This window comes from Streptomyces javensis (genome assembly GCF_039525925.1).
Taxonomy (GTDB): Bacteria; Actinomycetota; Actinomycetes; order Streptomycetales; family Streptomycetaceae; genus Streptomyces; species Streptomyces asiaticus.
Genome location: NZ_BAAAIF010000021.1, coordinates 1 through 25,286 on the forward strand (window position 1 = coordinate 1; position 25,286 = coordinate 25,286).

At 74.4% G+C, this 25,286-nt stretch carries 21 protein-coding genes; 10 read left to right on the plus strand and 11 right to left on the minus strand.

All coding sequences use genetic code 11. From position 1 onward, the window contains the following. The 9 genes from ABD329_RS20325 to ABD329_RS20365 form a co-directional block, all read right to left on the minus strand. On the minus strand, positions 1-1,126 hold a 1,126-nt coding region (locus ABD329_RS20325; protein WP_344316719.1), incomplete at its 3' end, for a glycosyltransferase. Continuing rightward, positions 1,123-2,088 (minus strand): glycosyltransferase, encoded by a 966-nt coding sequence (locus tag ABD329_RS20330; protein ID WP_198280224.1) that lies wholly within the window; start codon positions 2,086-2,088, stop codon positions 1,123-1,125. The genes ABD329_RS20325 and ABD329_RS20330, both read right to left, overlap by 4 nt. Beyond that, positions 2,085-3,140, minus strand: a complete 1,056-nt coding sequence (locus tag ABD329_RS20335; protein ID WP_198280223.1) for a glycosyltransferase family 9 protein — start codon at positions 3,138-3,140, stop codon at positions 2,085-2,087. Before ABD329_RS20335 ends, ABD329_RS20330 begins: the two co-directional genes overlap by 4 nt. Beyond that, positions 3,137-3,826, minus strand: a complete 690-nt coding sequence (locus ABD329_RS20340; protein ID WP_198280222.1) for a D-glycero-alpha-D-manno-heptose-1,7-bisphosphate 7-phosphatase — start codon at positions 3,824-3,826, stop codon at positions 3,137-3,139. Before ABD329_RS20340 ends, ABD329_RS20335 begins: the two co-directional genes overlap by 4 nt. Continuing rightward, the gene (locus ABD329_RS20345) at positions 3,819-4,865 is read right to left on the minus strand and encodes a glycosyltransferase family 2 protein (RefSeq protein WP_198280221.1); all 1,047 of its coding nucleotides are present in this window, start codon (positions 4,863-4,865) and stop codon (positions 3,819-3,821) included. Before ABD329_RS20345 ends, ABD329_RS20340 begins: the two co-directional genes overlap by 8 nt. Before the next feature lie 118 nt (positions 4,866-4,983). Continuing rightward, entirely contained in the window at positions 4,984-6,660 is a 1,677-nt protein-coding gene (locus tag ABD329_RS20350; protein WP_344316720.1) for a carbamoyltransferase family protein, read from the minus strand. 66 nt (positions 6,661-6,726) lie between these two features. Then, positions 6,727-7,698 carry an NAD-dependent epimerase/dehydratase family protein gene (locus ABD329_RS20355; RefSeq protein ID WP_198280963.1) on the minus strand — a complete coding sequence of 324 codons (972 nt, stop codon included), beginning with the start codon at positions 7,696-7,698 and terminating at the stop codon, positions 6,727-6,729. An 85-nt stretch (positions 7,699-7,783) separates the two neighbouring features. Next, positions 7,784-9,151, minus strand: coding sequence for an MFS transporter (locus ABD329_RS20360; protein ID WP_198280964.1), 1,368 nt, complete (start codon positions 9,149-9,151; stop codon positions 7,784-7,786). Between the two features lie 228 nt (positions 9,152-9,379). Next, positions 9,380-10,645 carry an APC family permease gene (locus ABD329_RS20365; RefSeq protein WP_344316721.1) on the minus strand — a complete coding sequence of 422 codons (1,266 nt, stop codon included), beginning with the start codon at positions 10,643-10,645 and terminating at the stop codon, positions 9,380-9,382. 226 nt (positions 10,646-10,871) lie between these two features. Here ABD329_RS20365 and ABD329_RS20370 point away from each other — a divergent pair, with 226 nt between their 5' ends. Beyond that, entirely contained in the window at positions 10,872-11,231 is a 360-nt protein-coding gene (locus tag ABD329_RS20370; RefSeq protein ID WP_164431515.1) for an ArsR/SmtB family transcription factor, read from the plus strand. A gap of 24 nt (positions 11,232-11,255) precedes the next feature. Here ABD329_RS20370 and ABD329_RS20375 read toward each other — a convergent pair whose 3' ends face one another. Further along, positions 11,256-12,269: a cation diffusion facilitator family transporter gene (locus tag ABD329_RS20375; protein ID WP_198280965.1), complete on the minus strand. Its 1,014-nt coding sequence runs from the start codon at positions 12,267-12,269 to the stop codon at positions 11,256-11,258. A gap of 192 nt (positions 12,270-12,461) precedes the next feature. On the opposite strand from ABD329_RS20375, the gene ABD329_RS20380 reads away from it, so the two are divergent. The 5 genes from ABD329_RS20380 to ABD329_RS20400 all read left to right on the plus strand — a co-directional run bounded on the left by ABD329_RS20380 (position 12,462) and on the right by ABD329_RS20400 (position 18,702). Next, positions 12,462-13,466: a LacI family DNA-binding transcriptional regulator gene (locus ABD329_RS20380; RefSeq protein ID WP_198281926.1), complete on the plus strand. Its 1,005-nt coding sequence runs from the start codon at positions 12,462-12,464 to the stop codon at positions 13,464-13,466. Beyond that, positions 13,463-14,464: a 2-hydroxyacid dehydrogenase gene (locus tag ABD329_RS20385; RefSeq protein WP_198281927.1), complete on the plus strand. Its 1,002-nt coding sequence runs from the start codon at positions 13,463-13,465 to the stop codon at positions 14,462-14,464. Before ABD329_RS20380 ends, ABD329_RS20385 begins: the two co-directional genes overlap by 4 nt. Then, positions 14,461-15,684 (plus strand): D-mannonate dehydratase ManD, encoded by a 1,224-nt coding sequence (manD, locus tag ABD329_RS20390; protein ID WP_309142959.1) that lies wholly within the window; start codon positions 14,461-14,463, stop codon positions 15,682-15,684. The genes ABD329_RS20385 and manD overlap by 4 nt, the downstream gene beginning before the upstream one ends. A 5-nt stretch (positions 15,685-15,689) precedes the next feature. Then, positions 15,690-17,207 carry a mannitol dehydrogenase family protein gene (locus tag ABD329_RS20395; RefSeq protein ID WP_344316722.1) on the plus strand — a complete coding sequence of 506 codons (1,518 nt, stop codon included), beginning with the start codon at positions 15,690-15,692 and terminating at the stop codon, positions 17,205-17,207. A gap of 103 nt (positions 17,208-17,310) precedes the next feature. Further along, on the plus strand, positions 17,311-18,702 hold the full coding sequence (locus tag ABD329_RS20400; RefSeq protein WP_344316723.1) for an MFS transporter: 1,392 nt from the start codon (positions 17,311-17,313) through the stop codon (positions 18,700-18,702). Positions 18,703-18,809: 107 nt separating this feature from the next. Here ABD329_RS20400 and ABD329_RS20405 read toward each other — a convergent pair whose 3' ends face one another. After that, the gene (locus tag ABD329_RS20405; protein WP_198282084.1) at positions 18,810-19,880 is read right to left on the minus strand and encodes an enoyl-CoA hydratase/isomerase family protein; all 1,071 of its coding nucleotides are present in this window, start codon (positions 19,878-19,880) and stop codon (positions 18,810-18,812) included. Positions 19,881-20,106: 226 nt separating this feature from the next. Here ABD329_RS20405 and ABD329_RS20410 point away from each other — a divergent pair, with 226 nt between their 5' ends. The 4 genes from ABD329_RS20410 (at position 20,107) to ABD329_RS20425 (ending at position 25,197) form a co-directional block, all read left to right on the plus strand. Beyond that, positions 20,107-21,561, plus strand: a complete 1,455-nt coding sequence (locus ABD329_RS20410; protein WP_198277581.1) for a serine hydrolase domain-containing protein — start codon at positions 20,107-20,109, stop codon at positions 21,559-21,561. A gap of 87 nt (positions 21,562-21,648) precedes the next feature. Then, positions 21,649-23,040, plus strand: a complete 1,392-nt coding sequence (locus ABD329_RS20415) for an ANTAR domain-containing protein (RefSeq protein WP_198277582.1) — start codon at positions 21,649-21,651, stop codon at positions 23,038-23,040. A 36-nt stretch (positions 23,041-23,076) separates the two neighbouring features. Then, a complete protein-coding gene (locus tag ABD329_RS20420; RefSeq protein ID WP_198277583.1) occupies positions 23,077-23,607 on the plus strand; it encodes a hypothetical protein in 531 nt (176 codons plus the stop codon). A 63-nt stretch (positions 23,608-23,670) separates the two neighbouring features. Further along, entirely contained in the window at positions 23,671-25,197 is a 1,527-nt protein-coding gene (locus ABD329_RS20425; RefSeq protein WP_198277584.1) for an FAD-dependent oxidoreductase, read from the plus strand. Positions 25,198-25,286: the final 89 nt, after the last annotated feature.

The following is a 25,286-nucleotide window of genomic DNA, read 5'->3' on the forward strand; positions in this document are numbered from 1 at the left end:
GGGATGAAGGAGGGTGGGGCGCCGGGCGGGGAAGGCGAGCAGCGGCGGCCTCGGCGAGGGCGACCGGGTCGCGGGGCTGGACGAGCTCGCCGGTGCCGGGGTCGGCGAGGGTGTCGCGCTGTCCGCCGACGGCGGAGGCGACGACGGGCGTTCCGCAGCTCATGGCCTCCAGGGGGACGATCCCGAAGGGCTCGTAGTCGGCGGGGCACAGTACGAGGTCGGCGGCGCGCAGCAGTTCGGGCATCCGCTCCGGCGGCAGTCCGCCGGTGAGCCGGACCCGGTCGGCGACGCCGAGGCGGTCGGCGAGCCGCCACAGCCGCCGTGCCTCGGGGTCGTCGCGCAGATGGGCGGACGGCGGTCCTCCGGCGATGACGAGTTCGGCGTCCGGCAGCAGGGTGAGCGCGGCGATGGAGACGGCGGCCCCCTTGCGCGGCACGAGCCGTCCGATCTGGGCGAGCAGGGCCCGGCGGGCCGGGCGGGGCGCCGCCGGCCCGGCGGGGGTGAACAGCCGCGGGTCGACTCCGCAGGGCACGACGGTGATCCGCTCGGGGTCCAGCCCCATGGCGGCCAGTTCGCCGACCTCGTCGCGGCAGGTGGCCACGATCCGGTCGCAGCCCTCCCCGACCGCGGTCTCCCAGGGGACGCGGTCGACAGGGCTGGTGTCGGCGTCCCTCTGGTGGCGCCGCTTGACGATGCCCAGCGCGTGGTAGGTGTGCGCGAGCGGCAGTCCGAGGGCGCGGGTGGCCTGGAGCGAGGCGACGCCGGACATCCAGAAGTGGGAGTGCACCAGATCGGGTGGCGCGCCCCGCCATTCGTTTTCCAGATAGGCGCCGAACCGCCGCATGTACGGCAGGAGGTCGTCCTTGGGAAGCGGCCGGACGGGGCCCGCGGGGACGTGCCGCACCTCGACGCCCGGGTGCGGGCGGACGGTCACGGGCAGGTGGGGGGCGTCGCGGCGGGTGTAGACGCGGACGCGGTGGCCACGGTCGGCGAGGGCCGCGGCGAGCCGGGCCACATGGACGTTCTGGCCGCCGGCGTCCACCCCGCCGAGCACGGCGAGCGGGCTGGCGTGCTCCGAGACGAGTGCGATGTCCAGGTGCTCGGGCGGTCCGTGGCGCGGAGTCATCGGGTCACCTCCTCCATCAGCCGCTCCCAGTCGTCGAGGAAGCGTTTCAGGCCATAGGCGTCGAGCGCCGCCCGGCGGGCCCGTGCCCCGTCCTCGGCGGCGGCGTCCGGGTCCCGCAGATAGCGGCGGACCGCGCGGGCGAGGACGTCGGGGCGGGTGGAGAGCACCCCGGCCCCGGCCGGCACCGCCTCGACGGCCTCGGTGGCGGCCAGGGCGACGACGGGCAGCCCCACGTGCATGGCTTCCAGGAGGGAGAGGCCGAGCGAGGTCCAGCGCACGGGGTGCAGATACACCCGGCGGCGCGCCATGGCGGTATGCAGCTCGGCCTGGGGGAGGTCGTGGGCGCGGCAGCGGTCGGGGGGCAGGCCGAGATGGTCGGCGAGTCCTTCGGTCGCCATGCCGAAGACGTCCAGCGGGGCGGCGTCGCTGAGGGCGGGCAACAGATCGGTGCCGGTGTGGCGCCCGCGTCGGATCGGTTCGTTGACGACGACGGCGGCGCGGGTCAGCTCCCCGGTGTAGCGGTGGCCGGGGTCGACGATGCCGTGCTCGATGACGGTGGTGGGGGCGCGGCCGCTGTCCCAGAAGAGCCGGTTGAAGTGGGTGACGTGGACGAGGGTGAGGTCGTCGCGGTCGGCGCAGGGGTGGCGGGTGCCGGGGACGTCTCCCTCCGGCGCGTTGTGCTCCAGGTAGACGGCGGGCACGTCGCGCCCGGGGCGGCGGCCGCCGAGCCAGCGCCGCGCCAGCTCGGCCTCGTGGGGCCGCTGGAGGACGATCAGGTCCACGGGGGCGTCCCGCAGCTCCTCCGGGGTGACCTCGGTGACCGTGTCGGGCCAGGTGTAGGTGCGGGCCCGGCCGCGTCCGTCCGGGCCCCGGCCGGGGAGGACGGGGACCAGGTAGCGGTGCGGGCCCTGGACGAAGGCCGTGGTCCAGGAGCCGTGCACATGCCATAGGAGGACGTTCATTCGGGCTCCTTACGGTCGTCGTCGGCTCCGCCCGGCGCCGGCAGCGCGGCCACGGCGGCGAGCACCTCGGCGTCGGTGACGGAGTCCAGGCAGGGGTGGCCCGGCACGGGGCAGACCCGGGCGCGGCTGCCCGCGCACGCCGCGTCCTGGCGGCCCAGCAGCCGGTGCGGCACCCGGTAGGGGGCCCAGCGCTCGGCGGGGACGACGGGCGCGAAGAGGCAGACGACCGGGGTGCCGACCGCGGCGGCCAGATGGGAGGGCCCGGTGTTCCCGGTCACCACCACGTCGGCGCCCGCGAGCACTCCGGCCAGTTCGGGGAAGGAGGTGCGGCCGCCGAGGTCGAGGGCGATGCCGTCGGCGATGTCGGCCGTCAGCTCCTTCTCGGCCGGGCCGCCGGTGACCACCACGCGGTGGCCGGCCTCCTCCAGCGCGGCCACCGCCCGGGCGGCCCGCGCGGGGCTCCAGGCGCGGGCGGGCACGGCGGCGCCGGGGTGGACCACCACATAGGGGTCGGTGCCGGTGAGCGGGGCGGTGTCGGGCAGCGCGGTCAGGGCCAGCCCGCCCTCGTCGCCGGGCGGGAGGGCGAAGCCGGACGCCTCGGCCAGGTCGAGCGCGGCCCGCGCCTCGTGGCGGTGGGGCGCGCGCCGGTGGCGCAGGTCCAGCAGGGTGCCGGGGTAGTGCTCGCTGTCGGCGGCGGCCCAGGGGATTCCGGCCAGCTTCAGCAGCAGTGCGGCGGGCAGCGGGCTCTGGTGATACGAGGAGAGGATCAGCGCGCGGTCGAAGCGGCGGGCGGCCAGGCGGTCCACGAGGGCGTCGATGAGCTCGCGGCGCACCGGCGGAGCCTCGAAGCCCACCCAGGGCGCGTCATGGACCAGCACCTCGTCGACGCCGGGCAGCATCCGGGCGGCGGGCTCGCCGAGCGGGCCGCACAGCATCGCGGTGTACGCCGACCCGGCGGCCACCGCCCGTACGGCGGGCCCGGCCAGCAACACGTCTCCCGCGCTGTCGAGCCGCACGACGAGGGTGCGCGGACCGGTGTGGCGGGCGCTCATGGGGCGTCTCCCGCCCCGACGGGCAGCCCCCGTACGGCCGTCAGGAGATCCGGTGCGGTCCGTGCGGCGTCCGCGATCTCCTCCGGGCGGGTCACCGCGCCGGGGACGAGGACGCCTCGGGCGCCCGCCGCGCGGGCCGCCGCCAGGTCCGCGCCGATGTCGCCGAGGACGACGGCCCTGCGCGGGTCGGTGCCCAGCGCCGCGCACGCGGCGTGGATCAGCCCGGGGGCGGGCTTGCGGCACCCGCAGCGGTCGGCGGGACCGTGGGGGCACACCGCCCAGATGTCGAAGGGTCCCAGCAGCTCCTCGACCCGCCGCATCACGGCCTCGACCACGCCGGGGGTGAGCAGACCGCGGGCGACGCCCGACTGGTTGGTGACCACCCCGACCGGGACGCCCCACTCCCGTACCGCGTCGACCGCGGCCCTGGCGTGCGGCATGAGCCGCACCCGGGCGGGGTCGCCGTTGTAGGGGACGTCCTGGATCAGCGTGCCGTCCCGGTCGAAGAGCACGGCGCCCGGAAGTCCCCGCCGGACGGGTGCGCGGCGGCGGGCGGGACGGTCACCCGCGGTGAACAGCCACGGCGCCCCTTCCGGGGCGAATGGGATCTTCGGTGCAGAAGCGGCGAACACGGACACCGAGTAGCCCAGACGGTCAATCACCAAACGCGACCAAGCGCTACCCATGCCCCAGGCTCCTCGCGCGCCCGGCCGCCGACCGCCCGAACGCGGCGGCCGCGCGGTGCCGCACCAGCCCCGCCAGCCAGTGCGCGGTGGCCACGGGCGGGATGACGGCGCTGGTCACGGCCATCGTGGCGAGCTCGTCCGGGGTGCGCGGCCCGGGGCGGATCCGGGCCAGGGCGAATTCGGCGGTTCCGGCCAGCCACAGCGCCGTGCCCACCGCGGCCGCCCGCCGCCGGCCCGCCAGGGCACCGGTCAGGGCGGCGGCAGCGGCCGCCGCGATGGCCAGATGGCGGGGCAGCCGGCCGCGCGGGGCGCCCGCCCGGTCCCGCCAGCCGCGGCCGTGGACCTTGGCCATCAGCACGTCGTCCGCGTTCCCCGCCTGGGTGCGCACCGACACCCAGCGGTCCGCCGGGCGCACCGGATGGACCGTGGTCCGCGATCCCCGCTCCAGCCGCCACCCGGCGGCCATGACCCGCAGCGCCAGGTCGGCGTCCTCCCGGAAGGCGCGCGGAAACCGCTCGTCGAAGCCGCCCACCGCAGCCAGCGCGGCCCTCCGGTACGCCATGTCGGCGGTGATCCAGCGGGCGGAGGCCAGCCCCGCGGTGTTGCGCTCCCAGTCGGTGGGCCCGCGGTCCTCCGGCAGTGGAACGGTGATCCGCGCCTGGACCCCGCCGGTGCCGGGATCGGCCGCCGCCAGATCGGCGGCGAGGTCGTCCGCCCAGGTGGGGCCGGGGACCACATCGTCGTCGAGGAAGACCGTCCAGGGCTCGGGGGCGGCCCGCCAGCCGATGTTGCGCGCGGCGGCCGGCCCGGCGGCGCAGCCGGGCGCGATCTCCACCAGGGGGGCGAGCTCGGCGGGGATGTCGGCGGGCAGCGGGGTGCAGTCCTCCAGCGGCCGGTCGTCGACGAGGACGACCCGCCGGGGCGCGGGACCCTTGGCGTCGGCGAGCGCCCGCAGGGTCACGGAGAGACTGGGGCGGCCCAGCGTCGGGATGACCACGGCGTACTCGGGCCCTTCGGTCCGCTCTCCGCTGTCCGTCATGCCTGGCTCCTCCCATGGCGGGGATCGGTGCGTGTCATGTGCGATAGGCGGGGGTCGGTGCGTGTCATGTGCGATGGGCACGGGCCGGTGCGGCTCATAGGCGATACGGGCCTCCGCGTCAGGCCCCCTCGGGCGCGGCCGTGTCCGGACGGCCGCCCGCGAAGAAGGCGCCACGGCGGATCACGAACGGCCCGATCGCCAGCAGGTCGACGGGGGCCGAGCCGAAGCACTCCAGGGCGTCACGCGGATCGTCGACCATCGGCCGGCCCGAGGTGTTGAGGCTGGTGTTGACGACCACCGGCAGCCCGGTGCGGCGTTCGAACGCGCTCAGCAGACGGGCCACCAGCGGTTCGTCGGCGGAATCGACGGTCTGGATGCGGGCCGTGCCGTCCACGTGCACCACGGCCGGGATACGGTCCCGCCATTCCGGCGCGACCTCGTGCACGAAGAGCATGTACGGGCTGGGCAGCGGGCCGTCGAAGATCTCGGCCGCGCGCTCGGCGCGCACCATCGGGGCGACCGGCCGGAACTGCTCCCGCCCCTTGACGTCGTTGAGCCGTTCGAGGTTTCCCGAGCGGCCGGGGTGGGCGAGCAGCGAGCGGTGGCCCAGCGCCCGGGGCCCGTACTCGGAGCGCCCCTGGAACCAGGCGACGATCGCGTCGTCCGCGAGCGCCTCGGCCACCGTCTCGGCCACATCGGCCGGGCGCTCGTAGGGCACCGCGGCCGTCTTCAGCCATGCCTCCAGCTCGGCGTCCGACCAGCGGCGCCCGAGGTCGGCCCCGGCCATCGGTTCGGGCCGTTCGCCGCCCTGTGCGCACAGGTGCAGGGCGCCGCCGAGCGCGGTGCCCGCGTCCCCTGCGGCCGGCTGGACCCAGACCCGGTCGAACGGGCCCTCGCGGGCGATACGGGAGTTGGCCACGCAGTTCAGCGCCACTCCCCCGGCCAGGGTCAGCACCCGGTCATGGGTGCGCGCGTGCAGCCAGCGCACCAGGTCCAGCAGGGTCTCCTCCAGACACGCCTGGGCGCTCGCCGCGAGATCGGCGTGCGGCTGCGACCACGCCTCGCCGGGGCGCAGCGGGGGGCACAGCTCGGCCCAGGGCACCCCGGTGGCGTGGAAACCGCCGTCGCCGGTGGCGTACACAAACCGCCGCAGCTCGTCCAGCATCCGCGGAGTGCCGTAGGCGGCGAGGGCCATCACCTTGTACTCGTCGCTGGAGCGCAGGAAGCCCAGGTGTTCGGTGAGTTCCTCGTAGACCAGCCCCAGGGAGTGGGGCAGCTCCTGGCCGTGGAGCGGCTCCAGCCGGTCGCCGACACGGCGCGCCGCGAGATGCGAGGTGGTCTCGCCACGTCCGTCGAGGACGAGGACGGAGCTGGTGTCGGCGCCGGGCGCGGCGAGCGCGCCGGAGGCGGCGTGCGCCATGTGGTGGGGGACGAACCGCACGGCGTCGGAGTCCAGTCCGGGCAGGGCGGTACGCAGGAAGCCGGGGGCCTCGCGGGCGTAGGTGAGCCGCAGGTGGTCCCAGGGGTCGTCCAGGCCCATGGACGCGGCGGGGCGGGCGAGGGCGGGGTCGAAGGAGTAGGCGACGGCGTCCAGGTCCTCGGGGCGCAGCCCCGCCTGCTCCAGGCACCAGGCCGCCGCCTTCTCCGGGAGCTCCCAGGCGGAGAACGGCACCGGCCGTTTGCCGTGTTTGCGCCGGGAGAACCGCTCCTCCTCGGCGGCGGCGACGGTACGGCCGTCGACGACCAGGGCGGCGGCCGGGTCGTGGAAGAGGGCGTTGATGCCGAGGATGCGCATGGGCGTGACCTTTCGGCGGCCCGGGGCCGCGGCGGAAGGGGGCGTGAAGGCGGTTGGGAGAGGGGGTCAGGCGGCCTGGCGGCGGAACCAGTCGATGGTGCGGGCCAGCCCCTCGTCGGCGGGGACGGCCGGTGCCCACTGGAGCTTGCCGCGGGCGAGGGTGATGTCCGGGCAGCGGACGGCGGGATCGTCGGTGGGGCGGCCGATGAACTCGACGGCGGAGCGCGAACCGGCCAGTTCGATGATCTTGTGGGCGAGGTCCAGCATGGTGATCTCGTCCGCGTTGCCGATGTTGACCGGTCCGAGGAGTTCGGATCCGGCCATGGCGAGGATGCCGCGCACGGTGTCGTCGATGTAGGCGAGCGAGCGCGTCTGGCTGCCGTCGCCGGTGACCGTGAGGGGCTCATCGGCCAGCGCCTGCCGGATGAAGGTGGGCACGGCCCGTCCGTCGTGTCCGCGCATTCGCGGCCCGTAGGTGTTGAACAGCCGCACGATGCCGGCATCCGTGCCGTTCGTCCCGGCCTCGGCGCAGGTCAGGGCCTCGCCGAAGCGCTTGGCCTCGTCGTAGACGCTGCGCGGTCCGACCGGGTTGACATTGCCCCAGTAGCGCTCGTTCTGCGGATGCTGCTGCGGGTCGCCGTACGCCTCCGAAGTGGAGGCCAGCACGAAGCGCGCCTGGTGGCAGCGGGCCAGGGCCAGTGCGTTGCGGGTGCCGAGGCTGCCCGTCTCCAGCGTGTGCAGCGGCAGCCGCAGATAGTCGGTCGGGGAGGCGGGGGACGCGAAGTGCAGGACGAGATCGGCGGGCCGCTTCACCTCGAACGGCTCGGTGACATCGGCATGCTGAAGGGTGAAGCCGGGCCGGTCCATCAGATGGGCCACGTTGTCCGGGGTTCCGGTGCAGAAATCGTCCACACAGGTCACGGCCGTGCCCTGGTCGAGAAGCGCCGCGCACAGATGCGAACCGACGAAGCCGGCTCCCCCGGTGACCACGGCGTGCGACCAGGTACGGACGGGGACGACGGAGTCGGATCGCTCCATGGGCCCCTCCCTTCCTTCGCGTTGGGTCCCACCCCAGTACCCGCGACAAAAGGAAGCAATCAGGGCATATCGCCCCCTTACGGGGTCAACCGATGGGGGAGAGGTCTTCGTGCGGCACCGGCGCGGCAGCCCGTTCCGCGGCGGCGGGCCCGACGGGAGCGACGGTGGCGGGCACGCGGCGGGAAGCGGTGCGGCGGGCGTGCACCAGCGCGCCCGCGACGATGACCGCCGCGATGATCAGCCCACCGGTCACCAGGGCGCCGCGCGGCCCCGCCCACTCCATGAGCAGGCCCAGCAGGGGCGGACCGGCCAGGCCCCAGGCGGTCTCCGCGGTGCGCCACACACCGAGCACCCGGCCGCGCATCCCGGGCGGCGGGTCGGTCTGGAGCACCGTGGTGCCGGCCGTGTCGGAGACCGACTCGGCCACCGCCATCGGGGCCACCAGCACCAGCAGCGGGATCAGCCCCGGCGACAGCCCGGCCAGCGCCTGGAGCAGCGCCCCGGCGGCGGCGAGCGCGCCCACCATCCGCACCGACGGCCGCTGCATCCGCCCCGCGAGGACCGCGCCCGCGATCCCGCCCACGGCCAGGACGGTGGCCACGGTCCCGAAGTCCTCGGAGCTCCCCGCCAGCGGGCCGGTGACCAGGACCGCCAGGGTCAGTCCGTAGTTCCGGCCGAAGACGGCGCTCACCGCCGTGATCACGGTGAGGGCGACCAGACGCGGCCGCTTCACGAAGAAGCCCAGCCCGTCGCGGGCACCGGCACCGGAGAACCGGTCCCGGCGCGCGGTGGGCGGGCCCGTGGCGGTGGCCGCGCCCGGGTGGGGGCGCAGGAAGGGGATGACGGCCGCGACACACAGGAACGACAGCCCATTGACGGCGTAGGCGGACGCGGTACCGAGCGTGCCCACCGCGACACCCGCGCAGGCCACGCCGATGAGCCGGCCGGCGCTGCTGACGACGGAGCCCAGGGCGATCGCCGAGGGGACGTCGTCGGGCGGCACCAGATCGTTGCCGAGCAGGGCGCAGGCGGGCGCGTCCACGGTGGCGACGAGACCGGTCACCGCGGCGAGCACCATCAGCGAGACCACGTTGAGCAGGTCGAACGCGACCAGGGCGGCCGTGACGAAGGCGACGAGGCCCAGTACCGCCTGGCTGACGGCCGCCGTGAGCTTGCGCGGCCACGCGTCCACCGCCGCTCCGCCGAGCAGCCCCATGAGCAGCCCGGGGGCGGCCTGCACGGAGAGGGAGAGCCCGGTGGTGGCGGCGGAGCCGGTGATGTGCAGCACCAGCAGGTTCTGCACGGTCAACTGCATCCAGGTGCCGACATTGGACACCAGGTTCGCCGCCGACCACCACCGCATGGCCCCGTGGCGCAGACTGCGCCACGGGGTGCGTGTGCCCCGCTCCGGGGAGCGGGGCCTGGGTATGAGGGGCGGCAGGGAGGTGGTCATGGCGAGGTCAGGCCGGTTTCCGGTTACGGGGCAGAAGCGGAGAGGGCCCGTATCCGGGGCCCGGCTGACACGGGTTGCCGTACGTCAGCGACGACCCATGCTCACAGACGGCTCTCCAGGACGCGGAATCCGCCCGGGGTGGCTTTCCTCACAAACGGGCGTATGCCCTGCTCAGAGCGGAGGTAAGGGACGCTTCCGGGCCCGGCGCACCGCAGTGGCGGGGATCGCCTACGCGGCCGTCGCGCGCCGCACCCCGTAGGCCGCGGCGCCCAGGGCCAGCACCGCCGCGCCGGAGACCACCGAGGAGAGGGGCAGCGCGAAGGCCAGCAGCAGACAGCCGGCCAGGCCGAGCCCCGGCACGATCCGCGGTGGGCGGCCCTCGGCGGGGGTGAGGGTCCAGGCGGCGGCGTTGGCGACGGCGTAGTAGGCCAGCACCCCGAACGAGGAGAACCCGATCGCGCCGCGCAGATCCACCGTCGCCGCCAGGACCGCCACCACCGCGCCCACGGCCAGTTCGGCACGGTGCGGCACCGCGAACCGGGGGTGCACGGCGGCCAGCGCGGGCGGTAGGTGCCGGTCCCGGGCCATGGCCAGGGTGGTCCGGGAGACGCCCAGGATCAGCGCGAGCAGCGACCCCAGCGCGGCCACCGCGGCACCCGCCCGCACCACCGGCGCCAGCCCCGGGAGGCGGGCGGCGCGCACGGCGTCGGCCAGCGGGGCGCCCGCCGCGCCCAGCCCGCCGCTGCCCAGCACGGTCAGCACGGCGACCGCGACCGCCGCGTAGACGGCCAGGGTGATGCCGAGCGCGAGGGGGATGGCGCGGGGGATGGTCCGCGCCGGGTCGCGGACCTCCTCGCCGAGGGTGGCGATACGGGCGTAACCGGCGAAGGCGAAGAACAGCAGGCCGCCCGCGCGCAGCACCCCGCCGAGGGTGGCGTCGCCGCCGATCTCCAGCCGCGCGGTGTCCGCCTCGCCGGAGGTGAGGAGGGCGACGACCACGGCCGCGAGGACCGCGAGCACGACGGCCACGATCGCCCGGGTCAGCCAGGCGGCCTTGTGCACGCCCACGTAGTTGACGGCCGTCAGCGCCACCACGGCCGCCACCGCCACCGCGTGTGCCTGGGCGGGCCAGACGTAGGAGCCGACGGTCAGGGCCATCGCCGCGCAGGAGGCGGTCTTGCCGACCACGAACCCCCAGCCGGCCAGATACCCCCAGAAGTCGCCCAGCCGCTCACGGCCGTAGACATAGGTGCCGCCCGACCGCGGATAGCGGGCGGCCAGCCGCGCGGAGGAGGTGGCGTTGCAGTACGCCACCACTCCGGCGGCCACCAGGCCGAGCAGCAGCCCCGTCCCCGCCTCCCGCGCCGCGGGCCCGAGCGCGCCGAAGATGCCCGCGCCGATCATCGACCCCAGGCCGACCACGACCGCGTCGAAGACCCCGAGGCGCCGCCGCAACTCCCCCGGTTCGGCAGGGGTGTTCGCCGTGTCCCCCATCATTCAGCCCCCGCCCGTGCCGAGGCCGGGCGCGGTCGGCGGCGCGGGTGTGGGCCGGTGACCGGTCCGAGGGCGCGCGGCAGCGGGCGTTGGCGGGAGACGGCGGAGCGCATGTGCTCCAGTATGGTGCCGGGTTTCGGCCACCGGCCGCGCTCCGGTCTTCCCCGCTCGACACCGGGCGGGCCGAGCGGGGTCCGGCCCTCGCCCGCCGCTCTACGATGGGGGCATGCCGGTCAGCGAACCTTCCTCAACTGCGACCCGGTCGCATACGCATCCCAGCGGCGCGGCGCAGTTCGCCACGGCCGCCAATGTCTTCTCGCTGCTGTCCGACCCGACCCGGCTGCATCTGGTGTGGTCCCTCGCCCGGGGCGAGGCCGATGTCAATACCCTCACCGAGGCCAGCGGCGCGGCCCGCCCGGCGGTCAGCCAGCATCTGGCCAAGCTCCGGCTGGCCGGGCTGGTCCAGGTGCGCAAGGAGGGCCGCCGCTCGGTGTACTCCCTCCACGACGGCCATCTGCGCCGACTGGTCACCGAGGCCGTCAACCACGCGGACCACATGGTCACCGGGGCCCCGCCGCACGACTGAGCCCGAGCCGTCCGCGGAGGGCATTCACGCGGCGTGGTGGGCCAGCAGCCGGTGCGGGTCCTCCGCGCCCGGCCCGGGGGCCGGATCGGTGTGCACCAGGGCGGCGGTCAGCCGGGGAACCGCGTGGCGGAGGGCGTGTTCGGCCCCGACCGCCACATCGTGCGCCGCCCGCAGTTCCAGGCCGCCGTCCACCTCGACCGTGACCTCGGCGCGCAGCCGGTGGCCGATCCAGCGCATCCGCAGTTCGGTCACGCCGAGCACTCCGGGAACCTCGCGCAGGGCGGCCTCGCCCGCGTCGATCACCGCCGGATCGACGGAGTCCATCAGCCGCCGGAACACCTCGCGCGCCGCGTCCTTGAGGACGAGCAGGATGGCGGCGGTGATGGCCAGGCCGACGATCGGGTCCGCGGACCGCCAGCCGAGCGCCGCGCCGCCCGCGCCCAGCAGCACCGCCAGGGAGGTGAAGCCGTCGGTGCGGGCGTGCAAACCGTCGGCGACCAGGGCCGCGGAGCCGATCCGGCGCCCGACCCGGATCCGGTGGCGGGCCACCCATTCGTTGCCGATGAAGCCGAGGACCGCCGCGACCGCGACGACGCCCGGATGGGACATGGCGCGCGGGTGCAGCAGCCGCTCCACCGCCTCGTACGCGGCCAGGGCCGCCGAGGCGGCGATGGTCAGGACGATGACGATCCCGGCCAGGTCCTCGGCCCGGCCGTAGCCGTAGGTGAACCGGCGGTTCGCCGCGCGGCGCCCCAGGACGAACGCCACGCCGAGCGGCAGCGCGGTCAGCGCGTCGGCGGCGTTGTGGACGGTGTCGCCCAGCAGCGCCACCGAGCCGGACAGCACGACGACCGCGGCCTGGAGGACCGCGGTGGCGCCGAGGACGGCGAGGGAGAGCCACAGGGCGCGCATGCCCTCGGCCGAGGACTCCAGCGCGGAGTCGACCTTCTGCGCCGACTCGTGGGAGTGCGGTCTCAGCAGATGCGCGAGCCGGTGCCGGCGGTGGTGGTGCCGGTGTCCGTGGTGATGGGACTCCATGCCGCCATTATGTGCATACACGCGCACGCATGCACCCGTTGAGCGGGGGAAGACTTCACCGAACCGCTCCGGACCACGAAAAGCACCGGCCTTGCCAATGTTTTGGCAAGCATTGACAAGGTTGCGCAACGGTGAAGACCATGCCACATGCCGTTCATCCACCCCACCCCGTCCCACCGGTAACGGGCTGCCATGGCCCCCACCCTGACCGACGTCGCCAAGGGCGCGAATGTCGCGCTGTCCACGGCGTCCCGGGCGTTCAGCGACCCCGGCCGGCTCGGCCCCCGGACCCTGCGCAAGGTGCTGACCGTCGCGCAGGAACTGGGGTACGAACCACCCGTGGCGCGCACCACCGAGAGCGCCACCGGAACCCGGGCCGAGACCGCCACCGTCGCGCTCGTCGTCCCCGATATCGCCAACCCCGTCTTCGGCGCCTTCGTCAAGGCCGCACAGGGCGAGTGCCGGCACCGCGGGCACACCGTCGTCCTCGCCGACACCGACCTCGACCCGGACCGTGAGCGCGAGGTCCTCGCACATCTGCGGGAGCGGGCGGACGGCCTGGTCGTGTGCTCTCCCCGGCTGGACGCGGACGATGTGCTCGACATCTGCGGCCGCGCCCCCGCCGTACTGGTCAACCGCGAAACATCCGGCACGGACTGTGTGCTCGCCGACGCCGCCCACGGAATGCGCCAGGCCGTGGAGTACCTCGCCGCCCTCGGACATCGGCGGATCGCCTACGTCCAGGGCATGCGGCGCTCCTGGTCCAACGCCCACCGCGTCGACCTCATCCGCGCCGAGACCGAACGCGCAGGACTGGCACTGGAGTTGCTCGGCTGGCAGTCCGAGACGGTGGCGGGCGGCACCGCCGCCGCCGCGAGCGTCATGGCCTCCGGTGCCTCCGCCGTCATCGCCCACAACGACCTGATGGCGTTCGGCGTACTGACCGGCGCCCGGGCGCTGGGGCTGAGCGTGCCCGGGGACCTCAGCGTCATCGGGTTCGACGACATCCCCTTCGCGGAAGTCTCCCAGCCGTCCCTGACCAGCGTCGCCGTGCCCATGGCCCGCGCCGGGGCGCTCAGCCTCCAGATGCTGGGGCAGGTCCTCGCGGGCGAACGGCAGATCCCGCGCACCCACCGGCTGCCCACACAGCTCATCGTGCGCGACTCCACCGGCCCCACCACCAAGGACCCCTCATGACCACCGACCCCCTGACCGTGGTGGTCGCCGACCCCAACCTCGCCCCGCTGCGCACCGAGTTCGAGGCCGCCCTCCCCCAGGGCACGGTCGTCCACTGGCCCGACCCCCGGCACACCGAGGCGGTCGAAGCCGCCATGGCGGACGCGGACGTCCTCGTCTCCGGCCGGTGCACCGCCACCATGGCCGCGGCCGCCACCCGGCTCCGGCTGGTCCACGCCGCCGGAGCCGGAACGGACAACATCGACATCGCCGCGCTGGCGCCGGGCACCCAGGTGGCGAACACCTTCCACCACGAGAACGCCATCGCCGAATACACCGTGTCCGCCACGATCCTGATGCGCCGTGGCTTTCTGCGCCAGCACACCGCGCTGCGCCGGGAAGCGCACTGGGACTCCCCCGCCCATGACCCGCGGGCCCCCTGGCCGCAGGACCTGACCGCCGCCACCGTCGGATTCGTCGGCTTCGGCCACATCGGGGCCCGCTGCTGGCGGCTGTTCCAGGCGTTCGGCGCCCGGGGCATCGCCGTCACCCGACGCGGGGACCTGGACGCGGCCGGCCACGGACTGCTGTGGGCCGGGGCGGTCAAGGACCTCGACACCCTGCTGGAGAGCTGCGACGCCGTCGTGGTGTCCGTACCGCTCACCAAGGACACCACCGGGCTGATCGGCACGGCCGAGCTGTCCCGGATGCGCCCGGACGCGGTCCTGGTCAACGTCGGCCGTGGCCCCGTCGTGGACGAGGACGCGCTGTACGAGGCGCTGCGCGGCCGCACCATCGGCGGCGCCGCGATCGACGTCTGGTACCGGTACCCGGCCGACGGCCACACCGCCACCCCCGCCAAGCACCCCTTCGACACGCTGGACAACGTGCTGATGACCCCACACTCCTCCGGCCTCACCCGCCAGACCTTCGTCCACCGCACCACCGACATCACCGCCAACATCCGCCGGCTCGCCACGGGCGAACCGCTCCACAACGTGGTGGCGGTGGCCCCGTGACGACGACCGACACCATCACCGACGTCGACGTCCTCGTCACCAGCCCGGGGCGCAACTTCGTCCTCCTCAAAATCACCACCGCGGACGGCGTCACCGGCTGGGGCGACGCCACCCTCAACGGCCGCGAACTCGCCGTCGCCTCCTACCTCCGCGACCACCTCGCACCCCTCCTCATCGGCCGCGACCCGGCCCGCGTCGAGGACACCTGGCAGTACCTCTACCGCGGCGCCTACTGGCGGCGCGGACCGGTGACCATGACCGCCATCGGCGCGGTGGACACCGCACTGTGGGACATCAAGGGCAAGACCACCGGACAGCCCGTCTACCAGCTGCTGGGCGGCGCGGTCCGCGACCGCGTCCTCGCCTACACCCACGCCACCGGCTGGGACCTCCCCCAGCTGCTGGAGTCCATCGAGGTACGGCGGGACCGCGGCTTCCGCGCCGTACGGGCCCAAAGCGGCGTCCCCGGCCTGGACTTGGTCTACGGAGTCAGCAGGAACGGCACCGGATACGAACCGGCCGGCCGGGGCGCCGCCCCCGTCGAGGAGACCTGGGACACCGACGCCTACCTCCGCCACATCCCCCGCATCCTCACCCGGATCCGCGAACACGTGGGCCCCGAGCTGAAACTGCTCCACGACACCCACCACCGGCTCACCCCCGGCGAGGCCGCCCGGCTCGGCCGCGCCCTGGAACCGGCGGACCTCTTCTGGCTGGAGGACGTCACCCCCGCCGAGAACCAGGAGGTGCTGCGGCACATCCGCCGCCACACCACCGTCCCACTGGCCATCGGCGAGGTGTTCAACACCGTCTGGGAGTGCCAGACACTGATCACCGAGCAGCTGATCGACTACATCCGCACCTGTGTCAGCCACGCGGGCGGCATCAGCCACCTGCGGCGCATCGCCACCCTCGCCGACCTCTGGCAGGTGCGGCTCGGACCGCACGGCCCCTCGGACATCTCCCCCGTCGCCCTCGGCGCCTCACTCCACCTCGGCCTGGCCACCCCCAACTTCGCCATCCAGGAGTACATGGGCTACGAACCCCTGGTCCACGAGGTGTTCCGGCACGCCTGGAGCTACGCCGACGGCCACCTCCATCCCGGCGACGCACCCGGCATCGGCGTCGAGATCGACGAGGAACTCGCCGCCCGCCACCCCTACGAACCCGCCTATCTGCCGGTCGCCCGACGGCTCGACGGCTCGATGACGGACTGGTGACACCGATGCCCCACCCCCTCCCCCGCCTCCGCCTCGCCACCACCCCCGCGGCCGCCCGCACCCTCCCCCAACCACCCACCGAAACCGGCATCGTCCACCTGGGCCTCGGCAACTTCCACCGCGCCCACCAGGCCGTCCACACCGCCACCGCCCTGCGCCACACCGACGGCCCCTGGGGCATCCTCGGCGTGGCCAGCCACTCCGCCACCGTGGCACGGGCGATGCGCGACCAGGAGATGGCCTACACCGTCGTGGAGATCTCCCCCGACGACACCCGCGTCACCGTCCCCGCCGTGCACACCGGCGCCCTGGTCGCCACCGAGCAGCCCGACCACCTCCTCGACGCCCTCGCGGCACCCGCCACGGCCGTCATCACCCTGACCGTCACCGAACACGGCTACACCTTCTCCCCGCGCACCGGCGGCCTCGACCTCGACGCCCCCGCCGTCCAGGCCGACCTGCGCGGCGATACACCACCACGGACCACCATCGGCCAGATCGTCCGCGGCCTCCAGCGCCGCATGCGCACCCACGCCCGGCCCGTCACCGTGCTCAGCTGCGACAACCTCGTCGGCAACGGAGCCCAGACCAGACGACTCGTCCACGAGTTCACCCAGGCCCTCCCGGCCGCCGAACGCGACGACCTCACGCCCTGGCTGGCATCCGCCGCAACCTTCCCCAACTCCATGGTCGACCGGATCGTCCCCGCCACCACCGACACCTACCGCCACGCCGTCGCCACCCACCTCGGCGTACGCGACACCGTCCCGGTACCGGCCGAACCCTTCAGCATGTGGGTCATGGAGGACCACTTCGCCGCCGGACGCCCGCGCTGGGAGAACGGCGGAGCGCTCTTCACCGACGACGTCGAACCCTACGAACTGCTCAAGCTGCGCCTGCTCAACGGCACCCACTCGCTCATCGCCTACCTCGGCGCGCTGGACGGACGCGAGACCATCCCGGACGCCACCGCCCGGCCGTTCATCACCGAAGCCGCCCGCGCGGTGCTCCACGACGACTACCTGCCGACCCTCACCGTGCCCGCCGACATCGACCCCGACCACTACATCGGACAGCTCTTCGACCGCTGGGCCAACACCGCCCTGGACCACCGCACCCGGCAGGTCGGCTCCGACGGCTCGGTCAAACTGCGCCAACGAGTCCCCGAACCCGCCCTGTTCCACCTGCGGGCCGGACGCATGCCACACCATCTCGCGCTCACCGTCGCCGCGTACCTGTGCTGCGTGGCACCGCGCCCCGGCTTCTCCCCCGGCCCCCACGCCACCGCGATGGCGGACCCGGCCCGGAAGACGCTCGCCACCATCACCGGACGGAGCGCCACCGCCTCCGGGCCGCCCTTCGTCGAGGCCGTCCTGGACAGCGGGCTGCTCGGCGACGGACTGAGCGACCACCCGGACTTCGCCGCCCGGGTCTCCGAGCTGATCGACCTCATCGTCCGCCACGGCCCCGCCGCCGCGGCAGCCGACGCCGCGGGAACCCTCCGGACCCCCGTCCACCCCTGACCCCGTCCCCGCCCCTCCTCCTCTCCCCACTCCCCCGTCCCCTTGTCGCCTGCCCTCCCCACCACCGCTCCGCTGCGTCGATCCGTTCAAGGAGGCATGGATCATGGACAGCAACCCCACCCCCGCCACGGCGCGCCCCCCGTCGCCGACCACCTCCCCCGACCCTTCCACCCCCGCCCAACCACCCGCCGACCCCCGCGCGGTGCGCCGCGCCGCCCTGGCCGGTCTCATCGGCACCGCGCTCGAGCAGTACGACTTCGTCATCTACGGCACCGCGTCGGCGCTGATCTTCAGCGACCTGTTCTTCCCCAACGCCTCACCGTCCGTGGGCATCCTGGCCAGCTTCAGCACCTACGCCGTGGGCTTCGCCGCCCGCCCGCTCGGCGGGCTCTTCTTCTCCCGCTTCGGCGACCGCCTCGGCCGCAAGTGGGTACTGGTGGCGACCCTGCTCCTGATGGGCGGCTCCACCCTCGCCATCGGACTGCTGCCCACCTACAACGAGGTCGGGCTGCTCGCCCCGATCCTGCTGCTCATCTGCCGTATGGGGCAGGGCTTCGGAGCCGGGGCCGAGCAGTCCGGCGGCGCCACCCTGCTCACCGAGACCGCCGCCCCCGGGCGCCGCGGCAGACTGTCCTCCCTCGTCATGACCGGCGCCGCGCTGGGCACCGCCCTGGGCGCGGTGGCCTGGATCCTCGCCCAACGCCTGCCCGACGACGCCCTGATGAGCTGGGGCTGGCGGCTGATCTTCGGCAGCAGCCTCCTCGTGACCGTGATCGCCCTGGTGCTGCGCCGCAAGCTCAACGAGAGCCCGGTCTTCACCGAGCTCAAGGAGCAGCGGGAACGGCCCGCCTCACCGGTGAAGGAGGTCTTCCAGCACGGCCGGAAGCCCATGCTGCTGGCGCTGTTCATGAACTTCGGCGTCAGCACCCAGTCCTACACGTACCAGGTCTTCATGGCCTCCTACCTGGTGTCCAGCGTCGGCGTCGACAAGGAATTCGTCCCCCAGGTGCTGCTGATCGGGGCCCTGTGCGGCGGTCTCGCGGCCATCTGCTTCGGCACGCTCTCCGACCGCCTCGGGCGGCGCCCGGTCTACTCCACCATCGCCGCCGCGCTGGTGCTCCTGCCGGCCCCGACCTTCATCGCGCTGAACACCGGCTCACACGTGGCGATCACCGTGGCCATCGTCATCGGCTTCATCCTGGCCTGCCACGGCTCGGTCGGCGTCCAGATGAGCTACTTCCCCGAACTGTTCGGCAAGCGCTACCGCTACGCCGGCGTCACGCTGGGCCGGGAGTTCTCCTCGCTGATCGGCGGCGGGGTCGCGCCGCTGATCTGTAGCGCGCTCCTCACCGCGTTCTCCGGCTCCTGGATACCGGTCGCCGTCTATATGTCGCTGGTCACGGCGGTCAGCCTGATCGCCACCCGGATGTCCCCGGAGACCCTCGACCGCGATCTGAACACCGCGGCCGACAGCACAGAGCAGGTGCGCCGGTGAGTTTCTAGCAGGTTCCGCAGGGCAGCGGCGCCGTCTCCCGCGCGTTCTTGATCGCACGGTCAGTCGGCGCCGCTGCCCGCCTGAAGCGTGCTGCTTGGCACACTATTTCAGCCGTCGAGGCGAAGATCACCGTCGACTGGCGGCACGAAGAAACCGGCCACCTCCGCGTCCGTGACCTCGGCGAGAGCCGCCGGGGACCAGCGGGGGCGGCGGTCCTTGTCGATCACCTGGGCGCGGATGCCCTCGATGAGGTCCGGGCGGTACAGGGCCGCGCAGGAGACGCGGTACTCCTGCTCCATGACGCGCTCCAGCGAACCGAGCGCCCGGGCCCCGCGGACGGCGGCCAGCGTGACCTTCAGCGCGGTGGGGGACTTGGCGAGGAGGGTCTCGGCGGTCTCCTTGGCGGCCGGTTCCCCGACGGCCATCAGCCGGTCCACGATCTCCTCGACGGTGTCCGCCGCGTAGCAGTGGTCGATCCACTCCCGCCGGCCGTCCAGGGTCCCGGCCGGGGCCTCGACCGCGTACCGGGGCAGGACGTCCGCCACCGGCTCCGCGGCCAGGTCCCGGGTCAGCGCGGGCAGCTGTTCGGAGGGGACGACATGGTCGGCCAGCCCGCAGCGCAGGGCGTCGGCGGCGCCCACCGACGCCCCCGTGAGCGCCAGGTGCGTGCCCAGTTCGCCCGGTGCGCGGGCCAGCAGATGGGTGCCGCCGACGTCCGGTACGAAGCCGATCGTGGTCTCGGGCATGGCGACCAGGGAGCGCTCGGTGACGATCCGCACACCGCCGTGGGCCGAGACCCCGACACCGCCGCCCATCACGATGCCGTCCATCAGGGCCACATACGGCTTGGGGTAGCGGGCGATCCGGATGTTGAGCGTGTACTCGTCGCGCCAGAACGCCCGCGAGGCCGCGCCGCCGCCCGCGGTCACGTCCTGGTGGATCAGGCGGATGTCGCCGCCCGCGCACAGCCCGCGCTCCCCCGCCCCGTCGATCACCACGGTCTCGACGGCCGGGTCCCGCTCCCAGGCGGTGAGGGCCTCGGCGATCCGGGTCACCATCGGATGGGTGAGGGCGTTGAGGGCGCGGGGCCGGTTGAGGGTGAGATGTCCGGCGCGCCCCTCGACGCGCGTCAGCACGGCGTCGTCGTCGGTCACGCGATCGGTCACGGAGTCGGTCACGAGGTGTTCGTTCCTTCCGGCGTCTGGTGCGTTCGCGGATCAACGGCGATCCGTCACCGCCGATCCATCACCGCCGATCCTCTCAACGGGCCCCCGGCCCGCCGCAGCCGCGCCCCCGCCGGGCCGGGCGGCACACCACCCGCGGCACAAAACCCTCTGGACACCCGCCACCCCGCCGGGGAGGGTTGGCGCAGCCCCCACCCCTGACCCCACGAGGACCCGTCTGATGAGTGCTCATCCGCTGCCCACCAGCACCCCCGCCGCCGAGGGCGTGGACGCGCGGGGCGTCCACGCCTTCCTCGACGCCGTCGAGGGCGCGCCGGACATCGAGCCGCACAGTCTGATGATCCTGCGCCACGGCCGGCTGATCGCCTCCGGCTGGTGGGCGCCGTACACCGCCGAGCGGCCGCATCTGCTCTACTCCCTCAGCAAGAGCTTCACCTCCACGGCGGCGGGGCTGGCCGTCGCCGAGGGGCTGCTGGACCTCGACGCCCCCGTGATCTCGTACTTCCCCGAGTTCGAGGCGGAGATCACCGACCCGGGCAGCCGTGCCATGCTCGTACGCCATGTCGCGTCCATGGCCAGCGGCCACCTCGAGGAGACGATGGAGCGGGCGTTCGGCCTGGACCCGGAGGAGCCCGTGCGCGGCTTCCTGCGGCTGCCGCCGGATCGCGCGCCGGGCACCGTCTTCGCGTACAACCAGCCCGCCACGTACACGCTCGCCGCGATCGTCCAGCGGGTGACCGGGCAGTCGCTGACGGAGTATCTGCGGCCGCGGCTGTTCGATCCGCTGGGCATCGGCGAGGCGGCCTGGCTCCAGGTGCCGGCCGGGCGCGACCTCGGCTTCAGCGGGCTGTTCGCGGCCACCGACGCGATCGCCCGGCTGGGGCTGCTGTATCTGCGGGGCGGTGAGTGGGAGGGCGAGCGGCTGCTTCCGGCCGCCTGGGTCGAGGAGGCGACCCGGCTGTGGATCCCGACCGAGGAGCCCATGGCAGGCGGCTCGGGGCCGGACTGGCGGCGGGGGTACGGGCTCCAGTTCTGGATGTCCCGGCACGGGTACCGGGGCGACGGGGCGTACGGCCAGTTCTGCCTGGTGCTGCCCGAGCACGATGTGGTGATCGCCACAACGGCGGACACCGAGCGGATGCAGGCCGTCCTGGACGCGGTCTGGGAGCATCTGCTGCCCGCGTTCGGCGACGCGCCGCTCACCGGCCGCGAGGACGAGGACGCCGCGCTGGAGCGGCGGCTGTCCCGGCTCGCCCTGCCGCCGCTGGCGGCGAAGCCCGCGCCGCTCTCGGACCCCGGCGCCTGGTCGGGTGCGGAGTTCACCCCCGAAGGCGGCGTCTGCGCGGTCCAGCCGACCCTGACGGGGGTCACCGTGGCCGAGGACGGCTCCGGCGGATGGGCCGTCTCGCTCGCCGAGCGTGCCTCCCGGCTGGACCTGGGGTTCGACGGCGCGGGGTGGCGGACGCACACCGGGCCCCAGGCGCCCGTTCCCACGGCGGTCAGCGGGGGCTGGACGGACCCGGACACACTGACCGTGGACATCGCGTTCCTGGAGACCCCGCACCACCTGCTGGTCACCTGCTCCCTCGCGGACCGCGTCTTCACCGCGCGGTGGCGCACGACGCCGCTGCACCGCGGACCGCTGCACGCCATGCGGGCGCCGGGGCCGCGTTGACTCGTTCCGCCCGTCTGACCAAGGTATGGCTCGGGTCCGGACCTCCGGACCCGTACCACCTGCGGCGGATGGCGGAACGAGGCAGAGATGCGCGAGACCGAGGCGACGGGCGGGAACGAGGACCGGGGCGCCGGGAAGGACGCGCCGGACCGGCGGCCGCGCCCGGCGCCGGGTGCGGCATCGGCGGGCGCGATATGGCTGCTGCGCCCCGAAGGGGGTCTCGACCGGCCGGATCACCCCGTGTTCATGGGGACGCGGCAGGTCGGACGGGAGAGACCCGGCGCCGCCGTGATCGTGGACCTCTCACGGGTCCGGGAGATCACGGCGGTGGGTGTGCGGGGGCTGCTGCGCTGTGCCCGCACCCTGTCCGAGGCCGGTGCCCCGCTGCTCCTCGCCGCGGCCACCGACGACGTGGCGCGGCTGCTGCGGACGGTGCTGGTGGACGGCACGATCCGGATGTACGCCACCGTCGAGGCGGCCGTCGCCGCCTGCGGCGGAGCGGCGGCCGGGCCGGAGACCTCCGCGCCGGACGCCTCCACTCGGAACGCCTCCACTCGGAACGCCTCCGCGCCGGACGCCTCCACTCGGGAGGCCTCCGCACCGCACGGCGGCCGGACGGCGCTGCCGGAGGTGATACGGCTGCGCCGGGAGACCGTCGATCTGCGCGCCAAACTGCGCTCGCACCCACTGATCGCGCAGGCGCAGGGCGTTCTGTGGGAGCGCTATCGGCTGCCCGCGGAGGAGACGGCGTTCACCCTGCTCAAGCGCAGCTCACAGGCGCACAATGTGAGACTGCGGACCCTGGCGGCCGCGCTGCTGCGGGTGGCACGGCCCGCCCCCGGCAGTCCGCTGTGGTTCCCGGAGCGCACCCGCGGGGAGGCCCCCGCGCTGCCGTTCCTGCCGGATGTGCGGCCCGGTGAGGTCCATCGCTCCACGGTGGTGAAGCGGGTGCTGCACCGGGCCATGGAGGTGGTGGGCTCCGACATGGGGGACCTCCAGCTGGCGGACCCCGCCGGGCTGCGGATGGAGCAGCACCACGGCCTGGGCAGTGAGTTCATCGACTTCTTCTCCCATGTCGGCGAGGGCGAGACGGCGTGTGCCACGGCGGCGGCCCGGGCCCGGCCGGTGGTGTCGGACATCACCACCGACCGCGTCTTCTCGGACACCGCCCGCGAGGTCATCCTGGCGACCGGCTCCCGCACCGCGCACAGCATCCCCATGACCGGCGCCTCCCGCCAGGTCGTCGGGGTGTTCTCGGTGCATGTGCCCGAGGTCAGACACAGCCTGACCGACGCGGAGACCGCGATCCTGCTCGACCTGGCCACCCGGGCGGGGACGTGGCTGGAGTGGCACGAGCGCACGGTCGTGCTGGACGCGCTCGAAGACCTGCACCGGCGCGCCCTGGCCGCGGCCCGCCGGGCGGCTCCGCGGCGGCCGTCTCTTGGGCCCCCTCCCGGCGGGTACCCGTCGGAGTCCTGACAGCGCTGCTCGGGGCCCGGCGTCGGGAGGACGACCATGGCTGTACCGGCCGCGACCCGCTCCGGCGGCATCCACGCGCCGCCGTGGCTCGGGATCTACCTCAATGACCATCTGGTGGCCGCCACGGCAGCGGTCGGGCTGGCCCGCCGGATGTATCGCAGACACCGGCGCTCGGCCTACGGCGGCGAGCTGGCGAGGCTCACCGCGGAACTCGTCCAGGACCGCAGGGCGCTGCTGTGGTGCATGGCCTCGCTCGACGTCCACGTCCGCCGCGGCAAGCTCCGCGCGTCACGGGCGGCCGAGCGCACGGCGCGGCTGACGCCGGGCAGCCGTCCGCGGCGGCGCACCGGGGTGAACACGCTGGTGGGGCTGGAGGCGCTGCGGATGGGTGTGGAGGGCAAGGCGCTGCTGTGGCGCTCACTGCTCGCGGTGGCCGTCCATGACACCCGGCTGCGGACGGACCGCCTCGCGGAGCTGCTGGAGCGGGCCGGGCAGCAGCTCACCACCCTGGACTCGCTGCACTCCCGGGCCGCATCGGCGCTGATCTCGGCCGAGGGCCCGCAGTAGGCGGCGGACTGGTTCGCCTGCCCCCGCCCGCTTCGGTCGGGCGCCGGTGGGCACTCGGCCACGATGACCGAACTTCCCGGCGCACCCGAGTCGTACTGGATGGACACCGCCCCACCCGGCACCCCCCACCCGGCCCTCACCGAGGACCTGGAGGTCGATGTCGCCGTAATAGGCGCCGGGGTCGCGGGGCTGAGCACCGCGTGGGAGCTGACCCGCGCGGGGCACCGGGTGGCGGTGCTGGAGGCGGACCGGATCGCGGCGGGCGTCACCGGCCACACCACCGCCAAACTCACGGCGCTGCACTCGCTCATCTACGACCGGCTGCGGCGCACCCGTGGGCCGGAAGGCGCGCGGATGTACGCGCGGTCGCAGTCCGACGCCGTCGAGCGGGCCGCGGCGATCGCGGCCGAGCTCGGCATCGACTGCGATCTGGAACGCGTCCCGGCCTTCACCTACACCGAGGACCCGGGGCGCGCGGACACCATGCGCGCCGAGGCGGACGCCGCGAGCGAGGCGGGGCTGCCCGCCTCGTATGTGACCGAGACCGGGCTGCCCTTCCCGGTCGCGGGCGCGGTCCGGGTCGAGGACGGGGCGCAGTTCCATCCGCGCGCCTACCTCCTCGGGCTCGCCGAGGATCTGCGCGCCCGCGGCGGGCGGATCCATGAGCACACCCGCGCCACCCGCCTGGAGGAGGGCGCCCCCTGCCGGGTCACCACGGAGGGCGGGGCGGTGGTGACGGCCGGGGACGTGGTGATCGCCACCCACTATCCGGTGTTCGACCGGGCGCTGCTGTTCGCCCGGCTGTCGCCGCACCGCGAACTCGTCGTGGCCGGGCCCCTGCCCGCCGACCGGGATCCGCGGGGCGCGTACATCACCCCGGACCAGCGGACCCGGTCGGTGCGTACCGCGCCGTACGGCGACGGGCGACGGCTGCTGATCGTGACCGGGGAGAGCTTCACCCCCGGCACCGGGGACACCTCCGAGCGCTTCGAGCGGCTGGCGGACTGGACCCGGGAGCGCTTCCCCGGCGTGGAGATCACCTACCGCTGGGCCGCGCAGGACAACGACCCGACCGACACCGTGCCGCTGGTCGGCCCCTTCCACCCCGGCGCGCGCCACACCTATGTGGCGACGGGCTTCGCGGGCTGGGGCCTGAGCGGCGGCATCATGGCGGGCCGGCTGCTCACGGCGCTCATCGGCGGCGACCGGCCGGAGTGGGCCGGGCTGTACGACCCCCGGCGGCTGGGGACCGCGCTGCGCGAGGCCCCGGCGCTGCTCGGCCACCAGTTCCACGTCGGGAAGCATTTCGTCGGCGACCGGCTGAGCGCCCCGGGGGCGAGCTCGGTCGACCGGATCGCCCCGGGCACCGGGGCCGTGGTCCGCCTGGACGGGCGGCGCCGCGCCGTCTACCGGGACGAGGACGGCACGACTCACGCCGTCTCGGCCCGCTGCACCCATCTGGGCTGTCTGGTGGCGTTCAACGCCGCCGAGCGAGCCTGGGAGTGCCCCTGCCACGGCTCCCGCTTCGGCACCGACGGCCGGGTGCTCCAGGGCCCGGCCAACCAGCCCCTGGAGCGGCACGACATCTGACCCGCGGCGTCCGATCCGCCGCGGGCTCCGTTGGATGAGACACGTACATGGCCCCCGGCGACGGGGGTACACGCCTGGCGTCAACCCGT